At 70.2% G+C, this 23,722-nt stretch carries 26 protein-coding genes, 1 pseudogene and 1 riboswitch; of the genes and pseudogenes, 15 read left to right on the forward strand and 12 right to left on the reverse strand.

Features of this window, described 5'->3' with window-relative positions:
* The first annotated feature begins 57 nt into the window (after positions 1 to 57).
* The 3 genes from ACFUJ1_RS08215 (at position 58) to uca (ending at position 4,941) form a co-directional block, all read left to right on the forward strand.
* Entirely contained in the window at positions 58 to 459 is a 402-nt protein-coding gene (locus tag ACFUJ1_RS08215) for a hypothetical protein (protein ID WP_378643909.1), read from the forward strand.
* Positions 460 to 621: 162 nt separating this feature from the next.
* Complete coding sequence (locus ACFUJ1_RS08220) at positions 622 to 1,335, forward strand: GntR family transcriptional regulator (protein ID WP_378643911.1); 714 nt, start codon at positions 622 to 624, stop codon at positions 1,333 to 1,335.
* Positions 1,336 to 1,338: 3 nt separating this feature from the next.
* A complete protein-coding gene (uca, locus tag ACFUJ1_RS08225) occupies positions 1,339 to 4,941 on the forward strand; it encodes an urea carboxylase (protein ID WP_378643912.1) in 3,603 nt (1,200 codons plus the stop codon).
* Positions 4,942 to 5,064: 123 nt separating this feature from the next.
* On the opposite strand, the gene ACFUJ1_RS08230 is transcribed toward uca, so the two are convergent.
* From ACFUJ1_RS08230 to ACFUJ1_RS08250, 5 genes and pseudogenes are all read right to left on the reverse strand, one after another.
* Positions 5,065 to 6,021 (reverse strand): DUF808 domain-containing protein, encoded by a 957-nt coding sequence (locus ACFUJ1_RS08230; RefSeq protein ID WP_378643914.1) that lies wholly within the window; start codon positions 6,019 to 6,021, stop codon positions 5,065 to 5,067.
* A 280-nt stretch (positions 6,022 to 6,301) separates the two neighbouring features.
* Positions 6,302 to 6,817 (reverse strand): hypothetical protein, encoded by a 516-nt coding sequence (locus tag ACFUJ1_RS08235; protein WP_378643916.1) that lies wholly within the window; start codon positions 6,815 to 6,817, stop codon positions 6,302 to 6,304.
* Positions 6,818 to 7,606: 789 nt separating this feature from the next.
* Positions 7,607 to 7,819 (reverse strand): annotated as a pseudogene (locus tag ACFUJ1_RS08240) (hypothetical protein); the annotation flags it as partial.
* A 568-nt stretch (positions 7,820 to 8,387) separates the two neighbouring features.
* On the reverse strand, positions 8,388 to 8,594 hold the full coding sequence (locus ACFUJ1_RS08245; RefSeq protein WP_378643918.1) for a DUF397 domain-containing protein: 207 nt from the start codon (positions 8,592 to 8,594) through the stop codon (positions 8,388 to 8,390).
* Positions 8,591 to 9,472, reverse strand: coding sequence for a helix-turn-helix domain-containing protein (locus tag ACFUJ1_RS08250; RefSeq protein WP_378643920.1), 882 nt, complete (start codon positions 9,470 to 9,472; stop codon positions 8,591 to 8,593). The genes ACFUJ1_RS08245 and ACFUJ1_RS08250 overlap by 4 nt, the downstream gene beginning before the upstream one ends.
* Before the next feature lie 218 nt (positions 9,473 to 9,690).
* Here ACFUJ1_RS08250 and ACFUJ1_RS08255 point away from each other — a divergent pair, with 218 nt between their 5' ends.
* From ACFUJ1_RS08255 to ACFUJ1_RS08295, 9 genes are all read left to right on the forward strand, one after another.
* Positions 9,691 to 9,867: a hypothetical protein gene (locus ACFUJ1_RS08255; protein ID WP_378643921.1), complete on the forward strand. Its 177-nt coding sequence runs from the start codon at positions 9,691 to 9,693 to the stop codon at positions 9,865 to 9,867.
* A gap of 2 nt (positions 9,868 to 9,869) precedes the next feature.
* The gene (locus ACFUJ1_RS08260; protein ID WP_378643922.1) at positions 9,870 to 10,055 is read left to right on the forward strand and encodes a hypothetical protein; all 186 of its coding nucleotides are present in this window, start codon (positions 9,870 to 9,872) and stop codon (positions 10,053 to 10,055) included.
* 90 nt (positions 10,056 to 10,145) lie between these two features.
* On the forward strand, positions 10,146 to 10,550 hold the full coding sequence (locus ACFUJ1_RS08265) for an ATP-binding protein (protein ID WP_378643924.1): 405 nt from the start codon (positions 10,146 to 10,148) through the stop codon (positions 10,548 to 10,550).
* Positions 10,551 to 10,643: 93 nt separating this feature from the next.
* Positions 10,644 to 11,024, forward strand: coding sequence for a hypothetical protein (locus ACFUJ1_RS08270; protein WP_378643925.1), 381 nt, complete (start codon positions 10,644 to 10,646; stop codon positions 11,022 to 11,024).
* A gap of 176 nt (positions 11,025 to 11,200) precedes the next feature.
* Positions 11,201 to 11,803, forward strand: coding sequence for a TetR family transcriptional regulator (locus ACFUJ1_RS08275; RefSeq protein ID WP_378643927.1), 603 nt, complete (start codon positions 11,201 to 11,203; stop codon positions 11,801 to 11,803).
* Between the two features lie 154 nt (positions 11,804 to 11,957).
* Positions 11,958 to 13,466 (forward strand): nitric oxide reductase activation protein NorD, encoded by a 1,509-nt coding sequence (locus ACFUJ1_RS08280; protein WP_378643928.1) that lies wholly within the window; start codon positions 11,958 to 11,960, stop codon positions 13,464 to 13,466.
* Positions 13,467 to 13,492: 26 nt separating this feature from the next.
* Positions 13,493 to 14,296, forward strand: a complete 804-nt coding sequence (locus ACFUJ1_RS08285) for a CbbQ/NirQ/NorQ/GpvN family protein (RefSeq protein WP_378643930.1) — start codon at positions 13,493 to 13,495, stop codon at positions 14,294 to 14,296.
* A gap of 118 nt (positions 14,297 to 14,414) precedes the next feature.
* Positions 14,415 to 15,122: a hypothetical protein gene (locus ACFUJ1_RS08290; protein ID WP_378615816.1), complete on the forward strand. Its 708-nt coding sequence runs from the start codon at positions 14,415 to 14,417 to the stop codon at positions 15,120 to 15,122.
* Between the two features lie 14 nt (positions 15,123 to 15,136).
* Positions 15,137 to 15,535 carry a hypothetical protein gene (locus tag ACFUJ1_RS08295; protein WP_378615814.1) on the forward strand — a complete coding sequence of 133 codons (399 nt, stop codon included), beginning with the start codon at positions 15,137 to 15,139 and terminating at the stop codon, positions 15,533 to 15,535.
* A gap of 13 nt (positions 15,536 to 15,548) precedes the next feature.
* Here ACFUJ1_RS08295 and ACFUJ1_RS08300 read toward each other — a convergent pair whose 3' ends face one another.
* The 7 genes from ACFUJ1_RS08300 to rnhA all read right to left on the reverse strand — a co-directional run bounded on the left by ACFUJ1_RS08300 (position 15,549) and on the right by rnhA (position 20,730).
* Complete coding sequence (locus ACFUJ1_RS08300) at positions 15,549 to 16,154, reverse strand: DUF6069 family protein (protein WP_233018649.1); 606 nt, start codon at positions 16,152 to 16,154, stop codon at positions 15,549 to 15,551.
* 114 nt (positions 16,155 to 16,268) lie between these two features.
* A complete protein-coding gene (locus ACFUJ1_RS08305) occupies positions 16,269 to 17,042 on the reverse strand; it encodes an ABC transporter ATP-binding protein (protein WP_378643932.1) in 774 nt (257 codons plus the stop codon).
* Positions 17,035 to 17,862, reverse strand: a complete 828-nt coding sequence (locus tag ACFUJ1_RS08310) for an ABC transporter permease (RefSeq protein WP_378643933.1) — start codon at positions 17,860 to 17,862, stop codon at positions 17,035 to 17,037. Before ACFUJ1_RS08310 ends, ACFUJ1_RS08305 begins: the two co-directional genes overlap by 8 nt.
* A complete protein-coding gene (locus tag ACFUJ1_RS08315; protein WP_378643935.1) occupies positions 17,840 to 18,859 on the reverse strand; it encodes an ABC transporter substrate-binding protein in 1,020 nt (339 codons plus the stop codon). The genes ACFUJ1_RS08310 and ACFUJ1_RS08315 overlap by 23 nt, the downstream gene beginning before the upstream one ends.
* Positions 18,856 to 19,560 carry a TenA family protein gene (locus tag ACFUJ1_RS08320; protein WP_378643936.1) on the reverse strand — a complete coding sequence of 235 codons (705 nt, stop codon included), beginning with the start codon at positions 19,558 to 19,560 and terminating at the stop codon, positions 18,856 to 18,858. The genes ACFUJ1_RS08315 and ACFUJ1_RS08320 overlap by 4 nt, the downstream gene beginning before the upstream one ends.
* Positions 19,553 to 19,648: riboswitch (TPP riboswitch) on the reverse strand. (Overlaps the previous gene by 8 nt.)
* Before the next feature lie 73 nt (positions 19,649 to 19,721).
* Positions 19,722 to 20,141, reverse strand: coding sequence for a hypothetical protein (locus ACFUJ1_RS08325; RefSeq protein WP_378643937.1), 420 nt, complete (start codon positions 20,139 to 20,141; stop codon positions 19,722 to 19,724).
* Positions 20,142 to 20,271: 130 nt separating this feature from the next.
* Complete coding sequence (rnhA, locus tag ACFUJ1_RS08330) at positions 20,272 to 20,730, reverse strand: ribonuclease HI (protein ID WP_378643938.1); 459 nt, start codon at positions 20,728 to 20,730, stop codon at positions 20,272 to 20,274.
* Positions 20,731 to 20,875: 145 nt separating this feature from the next.
* On the opposite strand from rnhA, the gene ACFUJ1_RS08335 reads away from it, so the two are divergent.
* The 3 genes from ACFUJ1_RS08335 to ACFUJ1_RS08345 all read left to right on the forward strand — a co-directional run bounded on the left by ACFUJ1_RS08335 (position 20,876) and on the right by ACFUJ1_RS08345 (position 23,660).
* Complete coding sequence (locus ACFUJ1_RS08335; protein ID WP_378643939.1) at positions 20,876 to 21,514, forward strand: maleylpyruvate isomerase family mycothiol-dependent enzyme; 639 nt, start codon at positions 20,876 to 20,878, stop codon at positions 21,512 to 21,514.
* 60 nt (positions 21,515 to 21,574) lie between these two features.
* Positions 21,575 to 22,267 (forward strand): class I SAM-dependent methyltransferase, encoded by a 693-nt coding sequence (locus ACFUJ1_RS08340; RefSeq protein ID WP_378643940.1) that lies wholly within the window; start codon positions 21,575 to 21,577, stop codon positions 22,265 to 22,267.
* A gap of 136 nt (positions 22,268 to 22,403) precedes the next feature.
* Positions 22,404 to 23,660 carry an ABC transporter substrate-binding protein gene (locus ACFUJ1_RS08345; RefSeq protein WP_378643941.1) on the forward strand — a complete coding sequence of 419 codons (1,257 nt, stop codon included), beginning with the start codon at positions 22,404 to 22,406 and terminating at the stop codon, positions 23,658 to 23,660.
* Positions 23,661 to 23,722: the final 62 nt, after the last annotated feature.

The following is a 23,722-nucleotide window of genomic DNA, read 5'->3' on the forward strand; positions in this document are numbered from 1 at the left end:
ACACTCGCGGTCCACAGATCAGCGAACATCGGTGTTCGCAGCAGTTATGGTCGTTCCATGAGAATTCGAACGCTTCTCGCCGCACCCGTCCTCGCCGCCGCCCTCGCCGTGCCGGGAATGCAGGGTGCCGCCGCGCAACCTGGCGACAGCACCGTGTATTTCAGCTACGGCGGCTCCAACTGCGCGATCCGAGCCAACGGGGATGTCGGCTGCGATATCCCCGGCGGCACGAACCTCTTCGGCTTCACCGTCTACGACCTCGCCATCGACCTTCCCTTCCTGCCCGCACACCCGACCTTCGGGCTCGTCGGCCCGCACGGACGCGCGGGCAGCACACCCATCGACGGCACCCTGAGCAACGGCGGCGCCAGCTGCACCGGCGGCGGCAGGGGCGCGCTGTTCTGCACCGCCAAGGGCCACAGCTTCAGCTTCGGCTGGTCCGGGACCCAGATCAGCTGACCGACCGGACCGCACCCGGCCGGGTGCAGCGGCGCGAGACGAACCAGCTGCACAGGTCGGACTCTGCGCCCCGCACCCGGGTCGCCGGGGTCCGGAATTCGCTTACCCGGCGGTTACGCGCGGTGATCTCGCGGAAACCGCGGATTCCTAGCGTATACAGCCATGGCGACACCGGTGCGGATCCGCACGACCACCCCGCCCGGCTCCCTGCGCGACACCGTCTACGCGGCGCTGCGCGACGACCTCATGAACGGCCGCATCGGCTTCGAGCAGCGACTGACCGAGCCGAAGGTCTCCGCGCGCTTCGGCATCTCGCGCACCCCGGCCAGGGAGGCGCTGGCCATGCTCTGCGCCGACGGGCTGCTGCGCCGCGAGGAGGTCGGCTTCGCGCCGGTGCGGCCGAGCATCCCGGTGGTCCGCGACCTCTACGAGCTGCGGCTCACGCTGGAGCTGTCCGGCATCCAGCGCGCCATCACCAACCCCGCCGTGGTGCACGACCGCGACGCCCTGCTGGCGGAGCGGGAGCACTGGCGGGTGCTGCGGGCCGAGCCGCCCGAGCAGCAGCCCGGTTTCGTCGTGGTCGACGAGGAGTTCCACGTCGCCTTGCTCGCCGCGGCGGGCAACGGTGAGCTGGTGCGCGCGCTGACCGCGGTGAACGCGCGGATCCGGCACGTCCGGATGTTCGACTTCATGGTCAACAACCGGATCGAGGTGACCATCGCCGAGCACCTGGCGATCCTCGACGCCGTGCTCGCCGGTGAGCTCGCGCAGGCGCACGGGCTGCTGCACCGGCACATCGGCGAGTCGCTCGATGTCGTCCTCGACCGCGTCACCCGCGCCGTCGTCGCCATGTCCATGGCAAGCGAACAGGAGTAACCGGTGACCTCGAGTTTCGACACCGTACTGATCGCCAATCGCGGCGAGATCGCGGTGCGGATCATCCGCAGCGCCCGCGACCTCGGACTGAAGTCGGTGGCGGTCCATTCCGACGCCGACCTCGGGGCCGCGCACGTGCGGATGGCCGATGCCGCGGTCCGGCTCGGCCCCGGCCCTGCCGCGGAGTCGTATCTGCGCGCCGACGCGGTGATCGAGGCCGCGCTCGCCACCGGCGCGGGCGCGATCCACCCCGGGTACGGATTCCTCTCCGAGAGCGCGGATTTCGCGACCGCCGTAGCCGCGGCGGGGCTGGTCTTCGTCGGGCCGTCGCCGGAGCAGCTGCGGGTCTTCGGCGACAAGCACACCGCCCGCGAGGCCGCGCGCGCCGTCGGCGTCCCGCTGGTGGCGGGCAGCGGCATCCTGGAGTCGGCCGCGCACGCGGTCGCCGAGGCCGACCGGATCGGCTACCCGGTGATGGTCAAGGCGGTCGGTGGCGGTGGCGGCATCGGCATGCAGGCGTGCTTCGACGCCGACGCGGTGCACGCCGCGTTCGACCGGGTGCAGCGGCTGGCGGTGGCGAACTTTTCCTCGGCGGGGGTGTTCCTGGAGCGGTTCGTCGCCCGGGCGCGCCATATCGAGGTGCAGGTCTTCGGGGACGGGCAGGGCCGGGTGGTCAGCCTCGGCACCCGCGACTGCTCGCTGCAGCGGCGCAACCAGAAGGTGATCGAGGAGGCACCCGCCCCCGGCCTGCCCGCGACGCTCACCGAGGAGCTGCTTGCGACCTCACGCGCCCTGGCGGGCTCGGTCGGCTACCGCTCGGCCGGCACCGTCGAATTCGTCTACGACACCGAGCGCGGCGCGGCGTCGTTCCTGGAGATGAATACCAGGCTGCAGGTGGAGCATCCGGTCACCGAGGCCGTCACCGGTGTCGACCTGGTCGCCTGGATGCTGCGGCTGGCCGGTGGCGACGCGACCGTGCTCGACGCCGTGCCGGACGCGGGCCCGCCGCTGCGCGGCTGGGCGGTCGAGGCGCGCGTCTACGCCGAGGATCCGGCGCACGACTACCGGCCGAGCGCCGGGCTGATTACCGAGGCGCGCTTTCCCGCCGATATCCGGGTCGACACCTGGGTCGAGACCGGCACCGAGGTCAGCCCGCACTACGACCCCATGCTGGCCAAGCTGATCACCCACGCCCCGACCCGCGCCGAGGCGTTCGACGCACTGGAGACCGCACTGACGAGCACGCGCATCCACGGCGTGCGGACCAATCTGGCGCAGCTGCGGGCCGCCGCGGCGGCACCGGTGGTACGGGACGGTGCGCATGTCACCGCGACCATGGCCACGCTCGCCGCCGCCGAGCCGCGCCTGGATGTCCTGCGGGCTGGGACGATGACCACCGTGCAGGACCACCCGGGCCGAATCGGGCTGTGGGAGGTGGGTATTCCGCCGTCCGGGCCGATGGACGACCTGTCGTTCACCCTGGCCAACACCGCGGTCGGCAACGCGCCGGGGGCGCCGGGGCTGGAGTGCACCCTGCAGGGTCCGCGCCTCCGCTTCTCCGCCCCGGCGGTCGTCTGCGTCACCGGTGCTCCGGCCCCGGTGACCGTCGACGGCGAGCCCGCGCCGTTGTGGGAGCCGGTCACCCTGGCCGCGGGCGCGGTGCTCGATATCGGCGCGCCCGCCGACGCCGGGCTGCGCACCTACCTGGCGATCCGCGGCGGCATCGACGCCCCGGAGTATCACGGCAGCGCCGCGACCTTCACCCTGGGCGGGTTCGGCGGCGTCACCGGCCGGGCGGTCGCCGACGGCGACGTTCTCACCCTCGCGGGTGCGTCACCGGCCGGGCCGCCCACGGCGGTACCGATCGGTGACCGGCCGGCGTTCACCCACGAGTGGCGGCTGGCGGTCGGCGAGGGCCCGCACACCGCGCCCGCCTACTTCACCGACGCCGACATGGCGCAGTTCTACCGGCACCCCTGGCGGGTCGGCGCGCACGCCAACCGCACCGGTATCCGCCTCGAGGGGCCGAAGCCCGAGTGGTCGCGCGCCGACGGCGGCGACGCCGGGCTGCACCCGTCCAACCTGCACGACACCCCCTACAGCGTCGGCGCGCTCAATGTCTCCGGCGACACCCCGATCCTGCTCGGCCCCGACGGCCCCAGCCTCGGCGGCTTCGCCTGCCCGCTCACCGTGATCTCGGCCCAGCGGTGGAAGCTGGGGCAGCTGCGGCCCGGCGATACGCTCCGGTTCGTCCCGGTAGCCGACGGCACCGCAGCCGCGCTGCGCACCTCGCCCGCGGCACGGGCGGGCAGCGTCGATGTCATTGCGGCACCGAGCGATCGAGGGGTTCTCGCCGCGCTGGAGGCGGAGGGCGATCGGCCCGCGGTGGTGTATCTACGTGGCGGCGACGACAATATCCTCGTCGAGTACGGCGACATGGTGCTCGACCTGGGGCTGCGCATGCGCGTGCACGCCCTGGCGCAGGCGCTCGCCGAAGCGGCCCCGGCCGGGCTCGTCGACGTGACCCCCGGCGTCCGCTCCCTGCACCTGCACTTCGACCCCGACGTACTCGCCCAGCACCGGCTGCTCGGCCTGCTCACCGACCTCGAACAGCAACTCCCCGCCACCGGCGACCTGGTCGTGCCGAGCCGCACCATCCGGCTGCCGCTCTCCTTCGACGACCCGTCCATCGCCGAGGCGATCGACCGCTACCGCAGCGGGGTCCGCGACACCGCGCCGTGGCTGCCGTCGAATGTCGAGTTCATCCGCCGGATCAACGGCCTGGACAGTGTCGAGCAGGTGCGCGGCGCGGTCTTCGACGCCGAGTACCTGGTACTCGGGCTCGGCGACGTCTACCTCGGTGCGCCACTGGCTGTTCCGCTGGACCCGCGGCACCGGCTGGTCACGACGAAGTACAACCCGGCCCGCACCTGGACCCCCGCCGACGCCGTCGGGATCGGCGGCAAGTACCTGTGTGTCTACGGCATGGCCTCCCCCGGCGGGTACCAACTGATCGGGCGCACCGTCCCGATCTGGTCCGGGTACCGCCAGCACCCGCCCTTCGAGTCGGGCACGCCGTGGTTGTTCCGGTTCTTCGACCGGATCGTCTGGGAGCCGGTCAGCCCCGAGCAGTTGCTCGAGCACCGGGCGGCGGCCAGGGCCGGGCGGTTCGACGCCGAGATAGCCGATGGGACGTTCGCGCTGGCCGAGCATCGGAAGATGCTGCGCGACAATGCGGGCGCGATTGCCGACTTCGAGACCAGGCAGAACGCGGCCTTCGAGGCGGAGAAGCGCGCTTGGCACGCCGCGGGCGAGTTCGACCGTACCGTCGCCGCCGCGCCGCCGGTCGAGGAGTCCGACGATCTGCTTACGGGTCTGCCGTCGGATGCCACCGTCGTCACCGCGCCGATGGCGGGCAATGTGTGGCGGATCGATATCAGTCCCGGCACTGTCCTGCGCGAGGGCGAGACGGTGGCCGTGCTCGAGGCGATGAAGCTCGAGCTTCCCGTGCCCAGTCCGGCCGACGGCACGGTGCTTCGGGTGTTGGCCGCACCCGGGAGCGCCGTGCGCGCCGGAACCCCGATCGCAGTGCTCGGGGCACGATGAGCTACCCGGCCACCGGGCCTCGTGATCACGTCGAACCGGTCAGACCACACATACGGCCCAGCGCCCCGATCCGGGGCTCCGTGCTACGCCGGCAACGGCCGCGGCGGCGGCACCTTGCGCGGGTCAGTGCGCAGTATCTTCCTTCGCTTTTCGCTTCGGAACGACGTGCATGATGAGCACGACCAGAGCTCCGACGACGAGCCCGGCGAGTGCGGAGGCGACCGTCCCCGCGGTCCAGGACAGGACACCTCCGAACCCGCCGTGAATGAGTTCTCCGGCCCAGTGTTCGAGGTCGTGGAGGCGGTCGGCGGGCCAGTGGAATCCGGCTTCGCCGACGTTGACGAGGAGGATGTGGCCGCCGACCCACAGCATCGCGGCGATCCCGACGACGGTGAGAACGGACATCACCTTCGGCATCGCGGTGACGAGTCCGCGACCCAACCGCTGACTGAACGACGACTTGCGCTCGGCGAGGGCGAGTCCGACGTCGTCCATCTTCACGATCGCCGCGACGACGCCGTAGACCAGGGCGGTGATGAGGAACGCGACGGCGATCAGCACCAGCAGCCGGGTGACGAAAGGTTCGGTCTCGACCGAGGAGAGGGCGATCACCATGATCTCGGCGGAGAGGATGAGGTCGGTGCGGATCGCACCGCTCACCATGGCCTTCTCGTGTTCGGGTCCGCTCGACGCCGCGGGTGCGTCGCCGGCGGCGTGGTGACCGCCGGTGAGCGCCTCGTACACCTTCTCCGCGCCCTCGTAGCACAGGAACAGGCCGCCTGCGATGAGCAGGTAGGGCAGCGCCTGCGGCAGGAACTCGCTCAACACCATCGCCACCGGCAGGATGACGAGGAGCTTGTTGCGGATCGACCCGATCGCGATCTTGCGGATGATCGGGAGTTCGCGTTTGGGGGAGAACCCGTGCACGTAGCGGGGGGTGACCGCGGTGTCGTCGACTACCACGCCCGCGGCCTTGATACCGGCCCTGCCCGCCGCGGCGCCGATGTCGTCGATCGACGCCGCGGCTACCTTCGCGATCGCCGCGACGTCGTCCAGCAGGGCGACGAGACCACCGGCCACGGAAACCTCCACTTCGAACGGACCGAGCAGATCGAACAGTACGCGTATCGAGCGGTGCCGGCCCCGTTGTGGGTCGGTTCGCCGTTCTGGGTCCACGTTGATCGCGGCGAGCTGAAGCGGGCCGACGCCGCGGGCGCGATCATCGCGCGGATCAACCGGGACCCGTTCTTCCCGACCTACCTGCCGCACGGGAACCCGGAGCTCAAGTACGTCGACATCAGCCAGGACACTTCAATCCACTGCGGTCCTTCACAGCCTCGCAGGACTCACGGGACAGCGTTCACGCACCGTGCGGCGGCAGGAAACGCAAGGCTACCGTCTGGCCCGCGGCGGTGCGTTCGCGTGTGATCACCACGACGCCGGGCCCGACCACGACGTCGAGGCGTTCGCCTTCTCCATGCGTAACGCCCGCGTGGTCGCCGTCGGTCGTCATGTTGAGCGGGGGGTAGGCGAGGGCGAGGACCAGCGTTCCGCTCGGCACATCGACGAGCCCCATCGGAAGGGTTTCGGTCCGTGGCTCGTGTTCGAGGCCGTCCTCCGGAATCGGGCAGACACCCGGCTCGACCGGTGGTGAGATCCAGAGGGTTCCGTCATCGCTGCGACGCACCTCGTGCCGGCCGTCACCGTGAGCTTCCTCGACGTAGACACGCAACCCGTCGAGCACCAGTTGCGCGCTGCCCTCGGCGGCGAGTTCGTCGCCGTGGACATCCCAGCCACCGAACCGCGCCCCCGCATCACACAGCACCAGGAAAAGCCCGTCATGCAGGGGATTTCGGATCGATCCGAGGTAGTTCACGATGGTTCAGCCTACTGCGGGGGACCGTTCGGTGATGGGTCGCTGTGTGAGTTGATGACATCTGATCTGTGGTGTCGTGGGGCACTGCTGGAAGGATGGGCACCCCCCTATCTCCGGGAGTTCTGCGACGATGTCGTGCGGGTCGCTCGCGATCGAGAGCCCGGCCAGCTACTGAAGCAGAACGCGGCCGATTTGGGGATCAGCGAGTCGTGCCCGGCCAACTGGATGAATATTGCTCCCCAGATCGGTTGGTTTGCCTGCGTTCGTAAAGCGGCTCCCACCTCACCGTCCCGGCCATACTCCCGGGAGAAACTGCAAGCGCTCGCGAAGCAGATAAGCCGATCGGTCTGTGACCCAGCCGGTTTCAAGGAGCTCCCGAGGCAATTTAGCGACGTAGGCGTTCGCCTCGTCTACGTCGAATCTTTCCCCTCCAGCAAAATCTCTGGCGCTTCCTACCACGATCAACATGGCCCAGTCGTCGCACTCTCGGGGCGAGGGCAACGTCTCGACAAAGTGCTCTTCACCCTGCTACACGAATGCGCACACGTAGTCAGAGGCGACGTATCTCCAGATGGACTGCCTCTGATCGATGAAGACGATCACACACTCGGCGATGAAGACAAAGCGGATGAGCTTGCTTCTCAATGGATTTTTGAGCAACCCCTCCCCAAGATGCCGCAACGGGTGAGCGCTCAGTGGATTAGATCCGTTGCCGAAGAGCGCGGGGTTCACCCCATTGTGGTTGTCGGCAGGCTGCAGCGCGAGAATCGAATTCCGTGGCGTACCGCGCTAGTGAAGGGTGCCCCCAATGCGACGCCATACCTTCAAGCATGGAACCCAGTGTGACACAGTATGGCGACCAACTAATCCTAGGTGCGCGGCTCTGCGGTCGTAGCGCAGATTGAGGCGGTGATAACCCGCCAGCCAGGAGATCATTCGCTCGATCACCCAGCGGTGCCGGCCGAGGCGCTCGCTGGACTCCACGCCCCTTGCGTGCAATCTGATCCCTCCAGCGGGCATTTGTCCAAAACTTTCATCGAGCGCATGAAACGATTGTGGACCTCTACGCGAACTGGCCGCCTCCTGGCTGTGGATCGTCGTCCTCGGCGGGCTCTTCCTGTGGTGGGTTAATTCCGCATCGACCGCGCGCGGGGACGCCGCGCCCGACGGCTCGGCGTCGACCACTCAGTACGCGGGCGGGCCCGCACCCCTGAACTGGCACGGTGCCACCGGCGTCTCGATCGCGGTGCTGCTGCTCTTCCTCGCGGCCCCGGCATCACCTGGTCGCCATACGCGGGCGAGCACGTTCCCGACCTGCGCACCACCACGTTGTTGGAACGCCCCCAACTCGACACCACCTCCGGGGGCGAACACGCGGGCTACGACGGCCCCACCCCCCTCCCCAACCACTGGCATACCCGCCGACCTCCACCTCGGCCGCGTCGCCGAAGCCGCCGACCGCGCAGGCTTTCGAGATCGCGCTCCCTGCCGAACTCGGCCAGGCGATCGACCTCGTGCTGGATGCGGTGCGTCGCCACAACGTGACAAACCGATCAGGCGGGCGGGCGGTTCAGGACCGGTCGAACTCCCCGCTGCGGACGCCAGCGGTGAAGGCACCCCATTCGCCGGGGGTGAGGACCAGCGCCGGACCTGACATGTTCTTGGAGTCCCGAACACCGACCTGACCATCGTCCAGATGAGCGACCTCGACACAGTTGTTGTCACCGCCGCTGTAGCTCGACTTGAACCACTCGGCGCCCGACAGATCCATGCTCACTGCTCGTACTCCCTTGCCGCGCGCCGCAACGCTTGCCTGCTGTCTGCTGAGGTCATCGCGGTGGCCCGGAGACGGGCGAACGTCTCGTGGTACTGCTCCACCGCTTCGACGTTGCTGTAGTACATGTTCCCACGAAAGCCCTCCACGAAGACGATCGAGTCCTCCCCGACCGATTCGTCGAACTCCACGATGGTGAAGGGTCCTGGACCGAATCCGAGCGGATAGCCAGAAGTAAACGGCAAGAGCATCACGTTGACGTTCGCGGGCAAATCGGCCAGGTGACGAAGCTGGCCGGCCATCACTCGGGGGCCACCGACAACACGCTTGGTCACCGCCTCGTCGAGCAGCAGGTCGACCTGGACCGGGCTCCGCCGACGGCTGATGATCCGCTGCCGGTTGATGCGAACGCTCGCGCGGTGCTCGACCTGTTCCGCCGTGGCGTCGGGATCGAACAGCTGATCCAGCGCCGTGGCGTACTCCGCCGTCTGGAACAGCCGCACCAGGGTCTCCGGCTGAAAAACGGTGAGTTTGGCCGCGCTGGCCTCGAGGCTGATGTACAGCTCGAAATCGGCACGGATGGCGTCGGCGTGTTCGTGCCACCACAGCCCTTCGCCCTCGTTCGCCTCCGCTGCCCGCGTCAGCTCCAGGAGCATCGGCAACCTGTCCATCGCGTTGTACAGCTCGCACAGCGCCCGGATGTCCAATGTCCTTATGCGGCCGGCCTCTCCCTTCTCCAACCGCTGGAGTGTGCTCGCGCCGCGCTCGATCAGGCGGGCCGCGTTGCGCAGCGAGTATCCCGCCTCCGCCCGCAGGTCCCGGAGGTAGCGGCCGAGCTGGCGGCGGGGGATGGTGCCGAGCGCCTTCTTTTTCTGGGGCATTCGTGGATCACGCTTCCCTGGATTCGTGGGTCGCTCACGCAGTGAGCCTGGTTGGTTTCTGGTCGGTTGCTGGGACACCGGCCGACCGCAGCTGAAAACCCATATGGGCCTTCGGAACAACTTTCATGGTTGACCCACTTTAGCTGTCCCGCAGGCTTTCTCCGCTGTGTACTCGACGTCAAACCGACACACGGACAACGCATGGGCAGGGGCGCGGCATGGTGACAGTGGACGAGCGATGGCTGGATTGCGGCTTCGACCCCGACCACCTGACCCCGCGAGCCGCCGAGCTCATCCTCCGCTGGCACCAGCACGCCCCCGGCCACCACTGCCTACCGGAAATCGCGGCACTCGCCTTCCTGTCCGAACCCTCCGCCGGGTACGACTGGGAGTAGCCGTGGACAGGCACATACGGATCGCGTTCGCATCCGGGCCGACCTTCGACTACCGGGTCAGCGACACCGCGGCGGAAGACCTCGAGAGCACGCTGCGGGACTGGGCCCCGGATGCCGAGATCACCGTGGACGACCACGTGACCCACACACTGCCCGCGATCCCCTGCGCATCCCTCTGGGAGCCTTGACGTGGTGGGAGCAGTACCCGGCCGGGTGTGGACCGACTACGGTCGGGTACCACCCCCGCACACCCGCGGTGAGGTCCGGAAGGTCAGGCGATGAACGCTACCGGCGATACCCCCAGCGCCCTACGGCAGGAGTTCCCCGCCGCGGCCGAAGAGCTGGCCAGGGTCCGCAGCAGGCTGCGCGAGTGGCTGGCCGGTGTGCTCACCGACCCCGCACACGCCTACGACCTGCTGCTGGCCGCCATCGAAGCGTGCACCAATGCGGTCGAGCACGGGCACCATGAGGATCGGCGGCCCATCCTGCTCGAGGCGCGGGTGCAGCGGGACATGGTCCGGGTGACCATCACCGATCACGGGACGTGGAAGACACCGGCCACGGGCGCCACGCATCGGGGCCGGGGGCTGGCGCTGATCGGCGCCCTCGTTCCCGAGTCCCGCATCACCTCGGGCGACACCGGCACCGTCGTCGAACTCGCCGCGCCCCTGCTCGCCACCTGAGCCGGGGGCCGAGTCATTCAGCGTTCCGGGGGTCAGGTCGACTTCATCGGCCCCGTCGCGGGTGCCTGCACCGCCGTACTCGCGGCCGGGCTGATGACCACCGGGCCGGTCATCGCACTGATCGGCGATTCGCTGTGGGACGCGCTGTGCCCGGCCCTTGTCACCTTCCCGATCGGCCTCGCCCTCGCGGTCCAGACCTACCGCTGGCGCCGCACCGCCCGGCGCTTCGACACCGCCGCCGTCCCGGCCGAGGCCGAGATCCTCGCGGTGCGGATCCGCGCGGGCGGCGAGAACCCCGATGTGGCCGAACTGCGGGTCCGCATCAGCGGCCCCGGCTTCGACGCCTTCGAGGCGGCGTGCGAGATACCGACCGGCGTGCCGCACCCGCGCATCGGCGACCGCCGCCGGGTGCTGGTCGACCCCGCGGACCTGAGCTTCGCCATCGGGTACGACCACCTGTTCGACGAACAGTAAACCGGCCGATACACATCCCGTTACCCTTTCGGTAAACAACCCATTGACGAATGTCGATGACATATGTCAGTCTGAATCCGCAGTCGGCAGCGCGGAGAAGCTGCCGCCCAACATCTTCCACTCGCCACCCCCACCCGCCGTCGACGCACGTCAGCGGTACTGCTGGGATCGAGGTCATGACCGATGCATCCGGAAAACCCCAGGGGCGCGAAGCCCAGCGGCTGCGCACGCGGGACCGCGTGCTCGACGCCGCGATCACCGAGTTCGCGCGCACCGGCTCGGCGGAGGCCGATATCGCGGCCATCGCCGAGGTCGCCGGCGTCGCGCGCGGCACCTTCTACTTCCACTTCCCCACCAAGGAGCACGTCCTGCTGGAGCTGGAGCGCCGCGAGGAGACCCTGCTCGCGCAGAAACTCACCCGCTTCCTGCGCGGCGAGCACGACCTGCGCGCCGCGCTCGCCGAGACCGTCCGGCTGGTGCTCGCCCTGGAGCGCAGGCTCGGCAACACCCTGTTCCGCGAGCTGCTCGCGGTGCACTTCTCCCCCAACCGCGGCGACGGCGATCCCAGGGACTTCCCGATGATCGCCACCGTCGCCACCGAGATCGAGAACGCCCGCGACCGCGGCGAGACCAGGGACGGCATCGACCCCTACCACGCCGCGCTGTTCTTCCTGCTCGGGCTGTACGCGCTGCTCGCGACCACCCCGGACAACCGGGCCATGCGGGCCGCGATGCTCGACAGCTACCTCACCACCGCGCTGCACAGCATGGAGCGCTGATGACCCTTCTCGAACGGAGCGAACCTCATGTGGCTGGATCTCGTGCGCATCATCGGGGCGTGGGTGCTGGTCTGCGGCATCATCGGCTTCTGGTACTGGGTCATGAAGAACATCGGCACTTTCTGATCGGCCGCCCGCCCGACGGAGCCGTCCCGTGAACCCCCGCGCGCTGGAGCGCGGCTGCGCGCTCACCGCGGTCGCCTTCTCCGCGCGCCGCCGCGCGAATGCCCGCCTGCTCACCGGCGCGCACCGCGGGTTCGGGCTGAATGCGGCGGGCACCGTCGTCCAGGTGCCCTACCCGCCCGCCCCCGGTTGGACCCGCACCACCCTGACCTGCGGCGTCGCCCTGCAGTGCGCGCCGTCCAAGGACGCACTCGCCCGCTACGCCCTGCACGAACTCTCCCCCCGCGAACGCGGCGCGCTCACCCTGATCGAGGGCGGCGTGGCGGCGGGCTGGATCGCCGAGCGGCTCCCCGGCCTGATCCCGGAGCTGCGCCTGCGCCTGCCCGACCTCCCCTTCGAACCCGACCTCGACGTCCCCGCCATGCTGGAGCGCGCCGACCGCCTCGCCCGCTCCGGCACCCAGCTCCCCGCCCATCCGCTGCTCGGCACCCTCCCGCTGAGCGCCCCCGGCCGCAGCGCCCTCGCCGCGGCGGTGCACCGCACCTACGGCCGCATGCCGTGGACCAGCAGGCGCAGCGACGCGAAGCGCGTGCTCTCGGTCCCGGTCGGCGGTGGCGGCGGCGCCCGCACCAGCAACCTGCCGCCCCCGAGCCACCCGGACAACGAGGACCTCGACATCCGCGCCGACCGGCGCGCGGGGATCCCGTACCCGGAGTGGAACATGTGGACCGAGAGTTTCCTCCCGGACCACGTCGCGGTCCTCGAACGCACCGACCCCGTCCGCGGCAGACCGGCCCGACCGGTCGGTGCCGACCTGCGGCGCTGGTTCGAGCAGCGCACCCACCGCGCCCTGCGCGGCGGGCTCCCCGACGGCGCCGACCTGGACGTGGACCGCTACGTCGCGCACCGCCTGGACGCACTCGGCGGCCCGGTGCCGGAGCCGCGCGTCTTCCGCGACCTGCTGCCGACGACCCGCGACGTCACCACCGCGGTCCTGCTCGACGGCAGCTCCTCACTGGGCAGCAACGGCGGCCGCGCCTTCCGCCTCGAACTCGCCTGCGCCGACGCGCTCTCCCGCGCCATGGCGCTGGCAAGGGAGCGGCACGGCCTCTTCGTCTTCACCGGCAACACCCGGCACCGGGTGGAGGTGCGCTGCCTCAAGGACTTCGACGATCGGCGCTTCGTCGACCCGGGCGGACTCGGGCTCATGGCAGGCGGCTACACCCGGCTCGGCGCGCCGCTGCGGCACCTGACGCACCGGCTCGCCGAACGCCCCGCCGAGCGCAGGCTGCTGCTGGTGATCGGCGACGGCCTGATGTCCGACGAGGGCTACGAGGGCCGCTACGCCTGGGCCGACGTGGCGCACGCGCTCACCGAGGCGGACGAGGCCGGGATCACCGTCTACTACATCGGCGTCGGCCCGGTCCGCGTCGATCCGCTGCCCGAGGTGTTCGGGCCGCGCCGGTCCTGCCGGATCCACCGGGTCGAGCAGCTCCCCCGGGTCCTCGGTGCCGTGCACCGAACCCTGGTCGCCGCCTGACCCCACCCACAGCGAGGAGCACCCCGGTGCGAGATCTCTACCACGCCACCGGCGACGAGGTGCGGCTGTTCGAACAGGCGCACCGGCAACGACTTCCGGTCATGCTGACCGGCCCGACGGGCTGCGGCAAGACCAGGCTGGTCGAGCACATGGGCGCGCTGCTCGGCCGCCCGGTGCTCACCATCAGCTGCCACGACGACCTGACCAGCGCCGACCTGGTCGGCCGGTTCCTGGTCGCGGGCGGCGACGTGGTCTGGCAGGACGGCCCGCTCACCCGCGCCGTGCGCACGGGTGCCATCTGCTACCTGGACGAGGTGGTCGAGGCCCGCCACGACTCGCTGGCCGTGCTGCACTCGCTCACCGACCACCGCCGCACCCTCTACCTGGACCGCTCCGGCGAAGAGCTCACCGCGCCATCGGAATTCCAGCTGGTGTGCTCCTACAACCCCGCCTACCGCAGCTCGCTCAAGGAGCTCAAGCCCTCGTTCCGGCAGCGCTTCGTCACCCTCGGGCTGGACTACCTGCCGCCCGAGCACGAGATCGCCGTGATCGCCACCGAATCCGGCGTCGACGCGGCGGTCGCCGGGCGGCTGGTCGGCTGCGCGGGCATGATCCGCCAGGCCGACGAGGCCTTCCACTTCGAGCCGCCCTCCACCCGGGTACTGGTCACCGCGGCCCGCATGATCGCCGCGGGCGCCGGCGAGCTCGCCGCCGTGCAGGCCGCGGTGCTCGCGCCGCTCTCCGGTGACGGCGCCCTCTCCGACGGCTTGCGCGAGATCGCGGCCGCCGCCCTGCTTCCCCATCCCGCTACCGAGAGGACGGCTCCGTGAACGACCAGGACCGCAGACGAAAGCGCGCGCTCATCGTCTTCCAGCTCACCATCTACGGCTTTCTGCTCGCCATGTTCCTCATCCAGCTCAGCATGTGCGCGACCAGGGACTGGTAGCCGTGAACCTTCCCACCTTCCGCCGCGCCGCCGCCCCGGCGGGCTCGGCCTACGACGAGCACCACGAGCAGAGCAGGCAGGCCCAGCGCCGCGCCGACGTCTGGCTCACCGCGGGCACCGCGCTCATGGGCACCTTCATCTTCGGCTTCGCCGGGCTGCCGATCTTCCTGCGCGGGGTCTGGCTGCAGCGGAAGGCCCAGCGCGACGGGCTCTCGGTGCGGCCGATCATCGTCACCCTGATCGGCTACCTCGTCATCCTGGACGCCTTCCTCAACAGCATCGGCTGGGTGCTCGACATGCTCGCCAGCCACACCCTGGTGACCCGGGTGTTCTTCACCGCGTGGGGCAACTTCGTCGACAACGGCTACTTCTGGCACTACAACGAGCTCTTCATCGGCGGCGCGGGCGCACCCGGCGAGAAGGGCTGGGAGGTCGCGCTCATCCTGGTCGTCTTCCCCATGCGGGTCGCCGCCGCCATCGCCTTCCTGCAGATGAAGCGCTGGGGACACCAGTGGCTCATCGTCACCTGCTGGTTCGGGGTCGTGATCTGGGTCGGCTACGTCGTGAACATGACGGTCTACGCCGACATCCGCTTCGACGGCACCGTGCTCCCGGTCATCGGCTGGTGGCTCTACGACATCTTCTACATCACGCCGTTCCTCGCGATCCCGTACCTGCACACGGTGAACCGCGAGATCTTCTCCGACTGAGCCTGGAGCATCGTATGACGACCACCGAACTTCCCCCCGGAACCACCCCCGCCTTCGCCGGCATGCACAAGTGGCTGCGCCGCGGCATCTTCGTCTGCCTCTTCGCCCTGGTCATCGAGGGCGCCTTCACCGTGCCAGCGCTGGCCGTGTGGTACGGCTGGCCGACGCTCTCGCTCACCGAGATCTGCAGCGAGCTCATGAAGGTCCGCTACAGCGACGACACCCTGGAGTGCGAGCACCCCGCGCCCTTCAACGCGCCGCCGCTGGGCGGGCAGGCCGAGGGCGCGGGGCAGCAGACCGCCCGCGACCAGTGGGGCGTGCAGCCCAAACCGGATTACGGGCGGATCGGCTTCCGCGAGCTGATCCGCATCCACGAGGACCGGATCGCGCGGGAGGAGGCAGCCGGACGCTGATCGCCCGGCGGCCTCAGTACTGCTGCTGGGGCCGCCGGATGATCGCGCTCGCGCCGACGCCGCCGAGCAGCGAGATGATGCAGAGCCCGGCGATCAGGTTGATCGCGGCCGTCGCGATCTTCGCGTCCACCCCGGCGACCAGGGTGAACGGCACCAGCGTCGCGAGTGCGGTGAGCAGCCCGGTGATCCAGTAGAAGAACTGCATCGGGCTCGGCATGAGCGCGAGCAGCAGGTTCAGCAGACCGGCGGCGGCGATCGCGGCGGCGGCGCCTGCCACGGCGTACGAGGTGGTCGACACCGTGCCGTAGGCGCCCGCGCCCTCCGGCGAGAGCACGGCGATCTTCAGGATGCCGCGGATCAGCATGATCAGCACCACGATCACCAGCGCGACCACCGCGGCCGTGCCGACGGCACCTGCCCACAATCTGCCGAGGTTGATCTTCGGCTCGCGCCGCTGCTGTTGCTGCCGGGGCCGCTCGGCTTCGCGGTAGTCGTCCGCCTGGTACTCGTACCCGGGCTGCCCGGCATACCCCTGCTGCTGCTGGGGGTAGGCCTGGGTGCGCGGGTACTCGCGGCCCTGCGGGTCCTGGCGACCGTAGTTGTACGACGGATCCGTCATAGGCAGAAAGTACCCGCTCCGGGCGGAACCACCCACCCGAATCGAGGGCATGTCCACCCGGGTGGCACATCCGGTCCGCCCGCGCCCGGTGCTCGGGGCGGGAACGGCATCGGCTCAGCCATCGTGCAGTACGTCGAGCAGTTCCTGTTCGAGCGCGACGAACTCGGGCGCCGCCAGCATCGACAGGTCGCGCGGGCGCGGCAGGTCGACGCGGACCTCGCGGCGCACGGTGGCCGGGCGCGGCGAGAGCACGACGACGCGGTCCGAGAGGTAGACCGCCTCGCGGATGTCGTGGGTGATCATCAGCACCGTCCACCGGTATCGCTGCCAGACCCCCTGCAGCCAGGACTGCATCTCGGTGCGGGTCAGCGAATCGAGGGCGCCGAAGGGTTCGTCGAGCAGCAGCAGGTCGCGTTCCTGGACCACCGTGCGCAGCAGCGCCGCCCGCTGCCGCATTCCGCCGGAGAGCTGGGCGGGGCGGGCGTCCTCGAAGCCGGAGAGCCCGAAGACGGGGAACAGCTCGCGGGCCCGGCGCCTGGCCTCCGCCCGCGGCACGCCGCGGACCAGCAGCCCGAGCGTGGTGTTGTCGAGCACGGTGCGCCACGGGAAGAGCAGGTCCTTCTGCGGCATGTAGGCGCAGTGCGAACCGGCGGGTTCGCCGTCGTGCCTGCCGAAGTGGACACCGCCGGAGTCCGGGGTGTCCAGCCCGGCGAGCATCGAGAAGACCGTGCTCTTGCCGCAGCCGCTCGGCCCGATGACGGAGACGAACTCGCCGTGCCGCGCGGTGAACGACACCCCGGCCAGCACGTTCCGGGGCGGCTGGCCGCCGGGCAGCGGGAAGGACTTGGTGAGCGCATCGACGACGATCACGCCGCCGGAGTCAGCCATGTCGCTCCTGTCCGCCGCGCGCCCACGGGGCGACGACCCGTTCGATCGCGAAGGTCAGCAGGTAGAGCGTGATGCTGAGCACGGCGGTGACCAGCACCGCGGCCAGCACCAGATCGGTGCGGAAGGAGTTCTTCTGCAGGCTCATGTAGATCCCGAGCCCCTCCTTCGCGCCGACGTACTCCGCGAAGACCGCACCGACGACCGCGTAGGTGACCCCGATCCGCAGCGCCGTGAAGAACCGGGGCAGCGCCGACGGCAGCCGGACATAGCGGAAGACCTGACCGCGGGAGGCCCCCATGCTGCGCAGCAGCGCGCCCGCGTCCCGATCGGCCGCCGCGAAGCCCTCGATCAACCCGATCGCCATCGGGAAGAAGGTGACCAGCGCGACCACGAGCACCTTCGGCAGCAGCCCGAAGCCGAACCAGATCACCATCAGCGGCGCGATCGCGATGATCGGCAGGGTCTGCGAGGCGACGAACAGCGGGACGAAGGCGCGGCGCAGCCACGGCGAGAAATCCACCAGCACGGCCAGTGCCCAGGCCAGGGTCAGCGAGACCGCGAAACCCACCAGGGTCACCTGCAGGGTGGCGGCCGCGTTGGCGTAGATCTCGCCGCGGTGCGCCCACCCCTGCTGCGCGACCCGCAGCGGGGACGGCAGCAGCTGCGGGCGGATACCGCTGACCTCGACGTAGGTCTGCCAGAGCGCGACCAGCACCGCGACCGTGACAACCGCGGGCAGCAGCCGCCGGATTCCCACCCCGCGGGGGCTCTCCGGCGGCTTCCCGCCCCCCGAGATGTCAAGCAGGGGTGAGGTAGTCATTGGTGAAGTACCGCGACCAGTCCGGCTCCTCGGTCAGCGACGCGCCGTCGGGGCCGGCCAGCAGCCCCTTCCGGTACAGGAAACCGGAGTTCGCGGCCCACTGGTCGAGTGCCTGCGGGCCGACCCGGCCGTCGGCGCCCTTCATGAACCGGCTCGCGAGCATCCGCTGGCTCTCGAAGACCAGGCTCTCGTCGTTGAAGGCACCGGGGTTGGCGGCGATGAGGTCGCGGGCGGCGGCGTCCGGGTCGTCGGCGGCGGCCTGGTATCCGCGCTGCAGGGCCTGCACGAATTTCGCCGCGCGCTCCGGGTTCGCCGTCAGCCAGTCCTCGTTGCCGTCGATCAGGATGGCGTAGGAGTCGGGGAAGCCGAAATCGGTGTACCGGAGGTACTTCATCGGGGTGCCGTGGTGTTCGGCCTCGATCCCCTCCCAGGCCAGGTAGGAGACGGTGAAGTCGGCCTGTCCGGAGTAGACCGCCTCGTAGGCCGATGTACCGAGGGTGACCGCGGTGAAGTCGCCGGTGCCGCCGTCGTTGCGGATCACCTGCTGCAGGACCTCGACCTCGCCGGGTTCGCCGAAGCCGGCGTAGGTCTTGCCGTCCAGGTCGCGCGGGCCGGTGATGTCGGCGCGGTCGGCCCGCACCCCGATCCCCGTCGCCCAGTGCCGCAGCGGCGCGAGGACCGAGACGGTGTGCGCGCCGGAGGCCCGCGCGAAGGTCGACTGCCCCTGGGTGCTGATCCCGAACTCGGCGTTCCCGGCGTCGACGACGGTGCCGACGGCGGTGTTGGTGTACGGCAGCACCTCGATGTCGAGCCCGGCGTCGGCGAAGTAGCCGCGCTGCAGCGCGACGTACAGCCCGGTGTGGTTGGTGTTCGGCGTCCAGTCGAGGGCGAAGCGGATGGTCTGCCCCTGGTCGGCGCTCGAGCAGGCGGTGAGCGCGGAGAGCGCGGCCACCGCGGCGACGGCGCAGGCGAGGGCGCGGCGCAGGCGGCCGCTCATCCGGCGGGCCAGGGCTGCGGGTGCAGGGCGGTGTCCCAGAACATCAGTTCGTAGCGGGTGGCGATGACGAAGGCCGTCTCCATCGCCGACAGGTCTTTCGCGCCGGCGGTCGCGGCGGCCGCGTCGACCAGTGACCTGGCCGTGGCGGCGGACTCCTGGAACTCCGCCGCGCCGTAGGTGGAGACCCACTGCGCGTAGGGGTGCTCGGGGTCGGCGGCGAGCACCTCGGACGCCGTCGCGGCCAGGTCGCGGCCCACCTCGGCGTAGATCCAGAAGCACGGCAGCGCCGCCGCCGCGCCGACCGCGTAGGACTCGGTGGCGGCGGTGGCGATCAGATAGGAGACGTAGGCCAGGCAGGCCGTCGAGTGCTCCGGCTCGTCGGTCCGCTCCGGGATGCGCCCACCGGTGAGCAGATCCTGGTGCAGCGCGGTCTCGACCGCTACCGCGGACCCCGCGGACTGCGCCCAGAACCGCGCGGTCTCCGGGTCCGGCGATTTCGCCGCGAGCAGGGACAGCGTCTTCGAGTAGCCGGCCAGATACAGCGAATCCTGCTCCACGTAGGTGCGGAAGACCTCGAGCGGCAGCGTGCCATCGCCGAGGCGGCGCAGGAATTCGAGCTCATCGATGGCGCCGCGCAGTTCTTTCGTCCGATCCCACAGGTGGTCGGTGAAGCGTGCGGTCTCGGATGGTTGCGTGCGCAAACCAGGACATCCCTTCGTCAGCATTACCTGAACAGGTTCTCGGGTCTCATCTCAGCCCCGCTCGCGCGGAGCACCCCGTGTCGTACGGTTTCCGACCTTAGCAGCGAAAGATCCCCCGGTGGGAGGCTCCTTCGCCACCAGCGGTTTCGTCGGCGACCGGCTCACTCCGCCGGAGGCAGGTCACCGTCCCGCCTCTCGATCCGGCGCGGCCGGGCGATGCGCGGCGCGTTCGGGCGCCTGCGCTGGCGGGCGCCGAACTCGACGATCTGCGCGTCCCGCTCGCCCTCGCCCGGCTCCGGGGCTGGCGGCGCGGGCGGCCAGGCGCCGGTCTCGGCCTGCAGCTCCGAGCGGGTGACCGGGCGGGTGGGCGGCGGGTCACCTGCGCGGCTGTTCTCCGGGCGCCACGGCTTGGGGTGCTGGCCGCCGGGTTCGTCGGGCACGCGCCTCGGACGGCGCGGAAGCCGGACGACGTTCGATGAGCCGTCGTCGTCGCGGGCCGGTTTGATGCCGTCGAGCTTGCGGCGCAGCTGGTCGCGCATGCTGCGTCTGCCGCCGCTGCCCGGCGCTTCGTCGTCCGACATGCCGCTAGGGATCGAGCTGAGGGCTGATCATGTCACTCACGCCCGTATTGTCCCTCGAGATGGCCGCCGGCGTTCCCTCCCGGAACAGTGCGGATCGGTTACGGTGCCGCCGTGACCCGGATCGGGCGCGCTACCCGCCGGGCTGGCGGGCGGCGCCGCCCGCCTCGCGGGCGCCGCGCACGGCCAGCTTGTCGGCGCGCTCGTTCTCCGGGTGCCCGGCGTGGCCCTTCACCCACTCCCAGGCGACCTCGTGACCCGCGCACGCGTCGGAGAGCCGCTGCCACAGGTCGGCGTTCTTGACCGGCTCCCGCTTCTGGGTGAGCCAGCCGTTCGCCTTCCACTTCGGGATCCAGGAGAGGATGCCGTTGCGGACGTAGGTGCTGTCGGTGTAGACGCGGACGGTCGAGCGCCTGGTCAGCGCCTCCAGGGCGCGGATCGGGGCCATGAGTTCCATCCGGTTGTTGGTGGTGGGGCCGGGATCGCTGCCGTAGAGCTCGCGCTCGTGCGCGCCGTAGCGCAGCACCGCGCCCCAGCCGCCGGGGCCGGGGTTCGGGGCGCACGCGCCGTCGGTGTAGATCTCGACTTCCACGCGGTGAGACTACTGGCTCACCTGATGAGCCCGGCCCGCTCACGCGGCAGTCGGCCGAGCACTGGTTCGAGCGCCCCGGTGAACCGATGAGTTTCACCGACGGGCACCGTCTCCCTTCCGAGACATCGACGACAGGAGTACAGCCATGCCCGCCCCCGCGAACAGAGCGGTCCTCTGGGCCATGATCCACGCCGAGCGCCGCGCGCTCGCCGACGACCTGGCCGAGCTGAGCGCGGAGCAGTGGGCGGCGCGCTCGCTGTGCGCGGAGTGGACGGTCGAGGAGGTGGTCGCGCACCTCACCGCCGCCGCGAGCACCGGGCGGCTGCGCTGGATCCGCAGCATGGCGGGTGCCCGCTTCGACCCCGCCGTGCACAACGCCCGGCTGATCGCCCGACACCGGGGCGCCGACCCCGCCGCCACCCTGGCGCGATTCCGCGCGGTATTGGACAGCACCACGGCGGCCAGCGGGCACACCCCGGCCTGGCTCGGCGAGATCGTGGTGCACGCTCAGGACATCCGGCAGCCCCTCGGCCTGCCCGCCCGGCCCGGGCTGGAGGCCTGCACCGAGGTGGCACGTTTCTTCGCGTCCCGCAATTTCGCGGTGAACAGCAAGGACGCGGTGGCGGGGTTGCGGCTCGAGGCCACGGATGGGCCGTTCACGGCGGGTGAAGGCGCACTCCTGACCGGGCCGACACTCGCCCTCGTCATGGTGATGGCGGGCCGCACCGCCTACCACGCGGAACTCACCGGACCCGGGCTGGCGGAACTACGCGAACGCCGGTAATCGGCGTGCCGGGAAGCCCTGCCCGCCTCCGAAAAGGTGATGCGCAAAAGGGGAATTACCGTGCACGACGACGCCATCGCCGACAACCGGGCGAACTGGGACGACCGAGCCGACGTCCACGCCCGATCCGCGCTCTACGACGTGGCGGGGTTCCTCGCCGACCCAGCCCGCGTCTCGTCGGTCGTCGGCAACGACCTGTCGGTCCTCCGAGAGCACCTGCCGCCCTCCGGCATTCGTGGCCGGTCACTGCTACACCTGCAGTGCCACATCGGAATCGACACGATCTCCTGGTCCCGCGCGGGCGCCGTCGACATACACGGCCTCGACTTCTGGCCGAACTCGCTGCACCACACCGCCAACATCGAGCGGCGCTTCGACACCGTCGTCACCAGCACCGGGACCATCGTCTGGCTGCCCGAGCCGATCAACTGGGCGGAATCCGTTCGCGCACTGCTGAACCCGGGCGGAGTATTCCTGATCCGCGACGACCACCCGATCCTCGGTGCGGGGGGACTACCTTCCCGGCGGCGGCACGCGGACCTACGCCCGAACTCGTCGCCTGCCCGCAGGGCTGGACCCTGCCGCCCGGCGCGCCGCGCATCCCCCTCGACTTCGCCGTGGTCGCCCGACGGACCGCGTGACGGGCACACCTCAGGCGGCCGCGATCACGTGGATCGCGGCCGTTCAGCCCCCTGTTCGACCGCGAATCCGGCCGAGGAAATCAAGCTTGACACTCGTGTAAGGCCGGGCTAGCTTCAGGTGGCCCAGATCACAATCCGGTCCGGGTCGCCGGACTCGCCGAACGCGCGATGCGGCGTCGAATCGGTGGCTCGACGGGATGGCCCGGCGTTCTCTCGCCGTGCCCGACCGGCCTGGAAGGGCTCGCAGAATGGGTAGCAGGACCGGCAGAATCGCCGCCGCGGCATTGGCTGTGGCGTGTGTGTTCTCCGTCGTCTCGTGTAGCGACGACAGCAGTTCCGACGCGGGGGGCACCTCCATCGCGCCGGGCAATCAGGCGAGCGGGGAGCCGATCAAGATCGGCCTGTTCAATCCGTCGAAGGGCCCGGCCACCCAGCCGGGCGTGACGACCGGTAAGAACGCCGCGGTCGAGTACATCAACAACCAGATCGGCGGCATCAACGGCAGGCCGATCGAGGTGATCGACTGCGGTGTCGACAACACCTCGCCGGAGTCGACGATCTCCTGCGCGAACCAGTTCGTGCAGGCCGGTGTGGCCGCCACGATCGACGGCTACAACGCCGAATCGCTGGCCGCCACCCCGATCCTGACCTCGGCGGGCATCCCGCTGATCGGTCAGATCCCGTTCAACACCGCGACCGCCGCCTCCACCGAGAACCGCCTGTACTTCGGGCCGCACCCGGCCGGCTTCCTCGTCGGCTTCCTGCAGTCGCTGAAGCAGGCGGGCAAGAACTCGCTGACCCTGGTGAACGCCGATCTGCCGCAGGCACATCAGGTGTTCGACAGTCTGCTCGCGCCGCTGGCCAAGCAGCTCGCCATGGACGTCAAGAGCGCCTACTACCCGCCCGCGTCGCCGAACTTCACCGCGCTGGCCTCCACCATCGCCGACGGCAGCCCCGCCGCGGGCGGGCTGATGACCGCCCCGAACGACAACACCTGCAACAAGCTCGCGCAGGCGCTGAAGTCGGTGAACTACAGCGGAACCGTCTTCCTCGCGGCGTGCACGGAGTACGTCGACCTGCTCGGCGCGCAGGCCGTCGGTTCGCAGTCGTACTCGCCGGTGTGGCTGCCGCCCGCCGTCGACTCCGCCCCCGAACCCGCGAAGACCAACCTGAAGACCGCGGAGAAGTTCATCGACAACGCCGGTGGCACCGCGGGCTTCTACGCCTACGGCACCTTCGCCACCCTGGTCGACTTCGCGCAGGCGCTCACCGCCAAGGCACCGGCGGAGTTCACCGGCCCGGCCATCCTGACCGCGCTCCGCGGCCTCACCGACTACCAGAGCTTCCTCGGCCCGAAGCTGAACTGCACCAAGCCGAGCACCCCGACCTGCACCAGCGAGATGCTGCTGTTCGAGGTGACCGCGGACAAGAAGCAGGCGCCGGTGGGCGGCGGCTACATCACACCGAATCCCCAGGTCATGGCGTTGATCCCGGGCGCCGCGTAGCGACTTCGGGTGACTGTGGGGGCGGGTCGTTCGGCAACGAGCGGCCCGCCCCGCACGACTCG

Source organism: Nocardia sp. NPDC057227 (assembly GCF_042669725.1).
GTDB lineage: Bacteria > Actinomycetota > Actinomycetes > Mycobacteriales > Mycobacteriaceae > Nocardia > Nocardia asteroides_A.

Excerpts from the sequence above, each read along its gene's own strand:
- ACFUJ1_RS08215 (WP_378643909.1), top strand. The coding sequence starts at position 58 with ATGAGAATTCGAACGCTTCTCGCCGCACCCGTCCTCGCCGCCGCCCTC.
- ACFUJ1_RS08220 (WP_378643911.1), top strand. The coding sequence starts at position 622 with ATGGCGACACCGGTGCGGATCCGCACGACCACCCCGCCCGGCTCCCTG.
- ACFUJ1_RS08250 (WP_378643920.1), bottom strand. The coding sequence starts at position 9,472 with ATGCCCCAGAAAAAGAAGGCGCTCGGCACCATCCCCCGCCGCCAGCTC.
- ACFUJ1_RS08255 (WP_378643921.1), top strand. The coding sequence starts at position 9,691 with ATGGTGACAGTGGACGAGCGATGGCTGGATTGCGGCTTCGACCCCGAC.
- ACFUJ1_RS08265 (WP_378643924.1), top strand. The coding sequence starts at position 10,146 with ATGAACGCTACCGGCGATACCCCCAGCGCCCTACGGCAGGAGTTCCCC.
- ACFUJ1_RS08270 (WP_378643925.1), top strand. The coding sequence starts at position 10,644 with ATGACCACCGGGCCGGTCATCGCACTGATCGGCGATTCGCTGTGGGAC.
- ACFUJ1_RS08275 (WP_378643927.1), top strand. The coding sequence starts at position 11,201 with ATGACCGATGCATCCGGAAAACCCCAGGGGCGCGAAGCCCAGCGGCTG.
- ACFUJ1_RS08295 (WP_378615814.1), top strand. The coding sequence starts at position 15,137 with ATGACGACCACCGAACTTCCCCCCGGAACCACCCCCGCCTTCGCCGGC.
- ACFUJ1_RS08300 (WP_233018649.1), bottom strand. The coding sequence starts at position 16,154 with ATGACGGATCCGTCGTACAACTACGGTCGCCAGGACCCGCAGGGCCGC.
- ACFUJ1_RS08305 (WP_378643932.1), bottom strand. The coding sequence starts at position 17,042 with ATGGCTGACTCCGGCGGCGTGATCGTCGTCGATGCGCTCACCAAGTCC.
- ACFUJ1_RS08310 (WP_378643933.1), bottom strand. The coding sequence starts at position 17,862 with ATGACTACCTCACCCCTGCTTGACATCTCGGGGGGCGGGAAGCCGCCG.
- ACFUJ1_RS08315 (WP_378643935.1), bottom strand. The coding sequence starts at position 18,859 with ATGAGCGGCCGCCTGCGCCGCGCCCTCGCCTGCGCCGTCGCCGCGGTG.
- ACFUJ1_RS08325 (WP_378643937.1), bottom strand. The coding sequence starts at position 20,141 with ATGTCGGACGACGAAGCGCCGGGCAGCGGCGGCAGACGCAGCATGCGC.
- ACFUJ1_RS08335 (WP_378643939.1), top strand. The coding sequence starts at position 20,876 with ATGCCCGCCCCCGCGAACAGAGCGGTCCTCTGGGCCATGATCCACGCC.
- ACFUJ1_RS08345 (WP_378643941.1), top strand. The coding sequence starts at position 22,404 with ATGGGTAGCAGGACCGGCAGAATCGCCGCCGCGGCATTGGCTGTGGCG.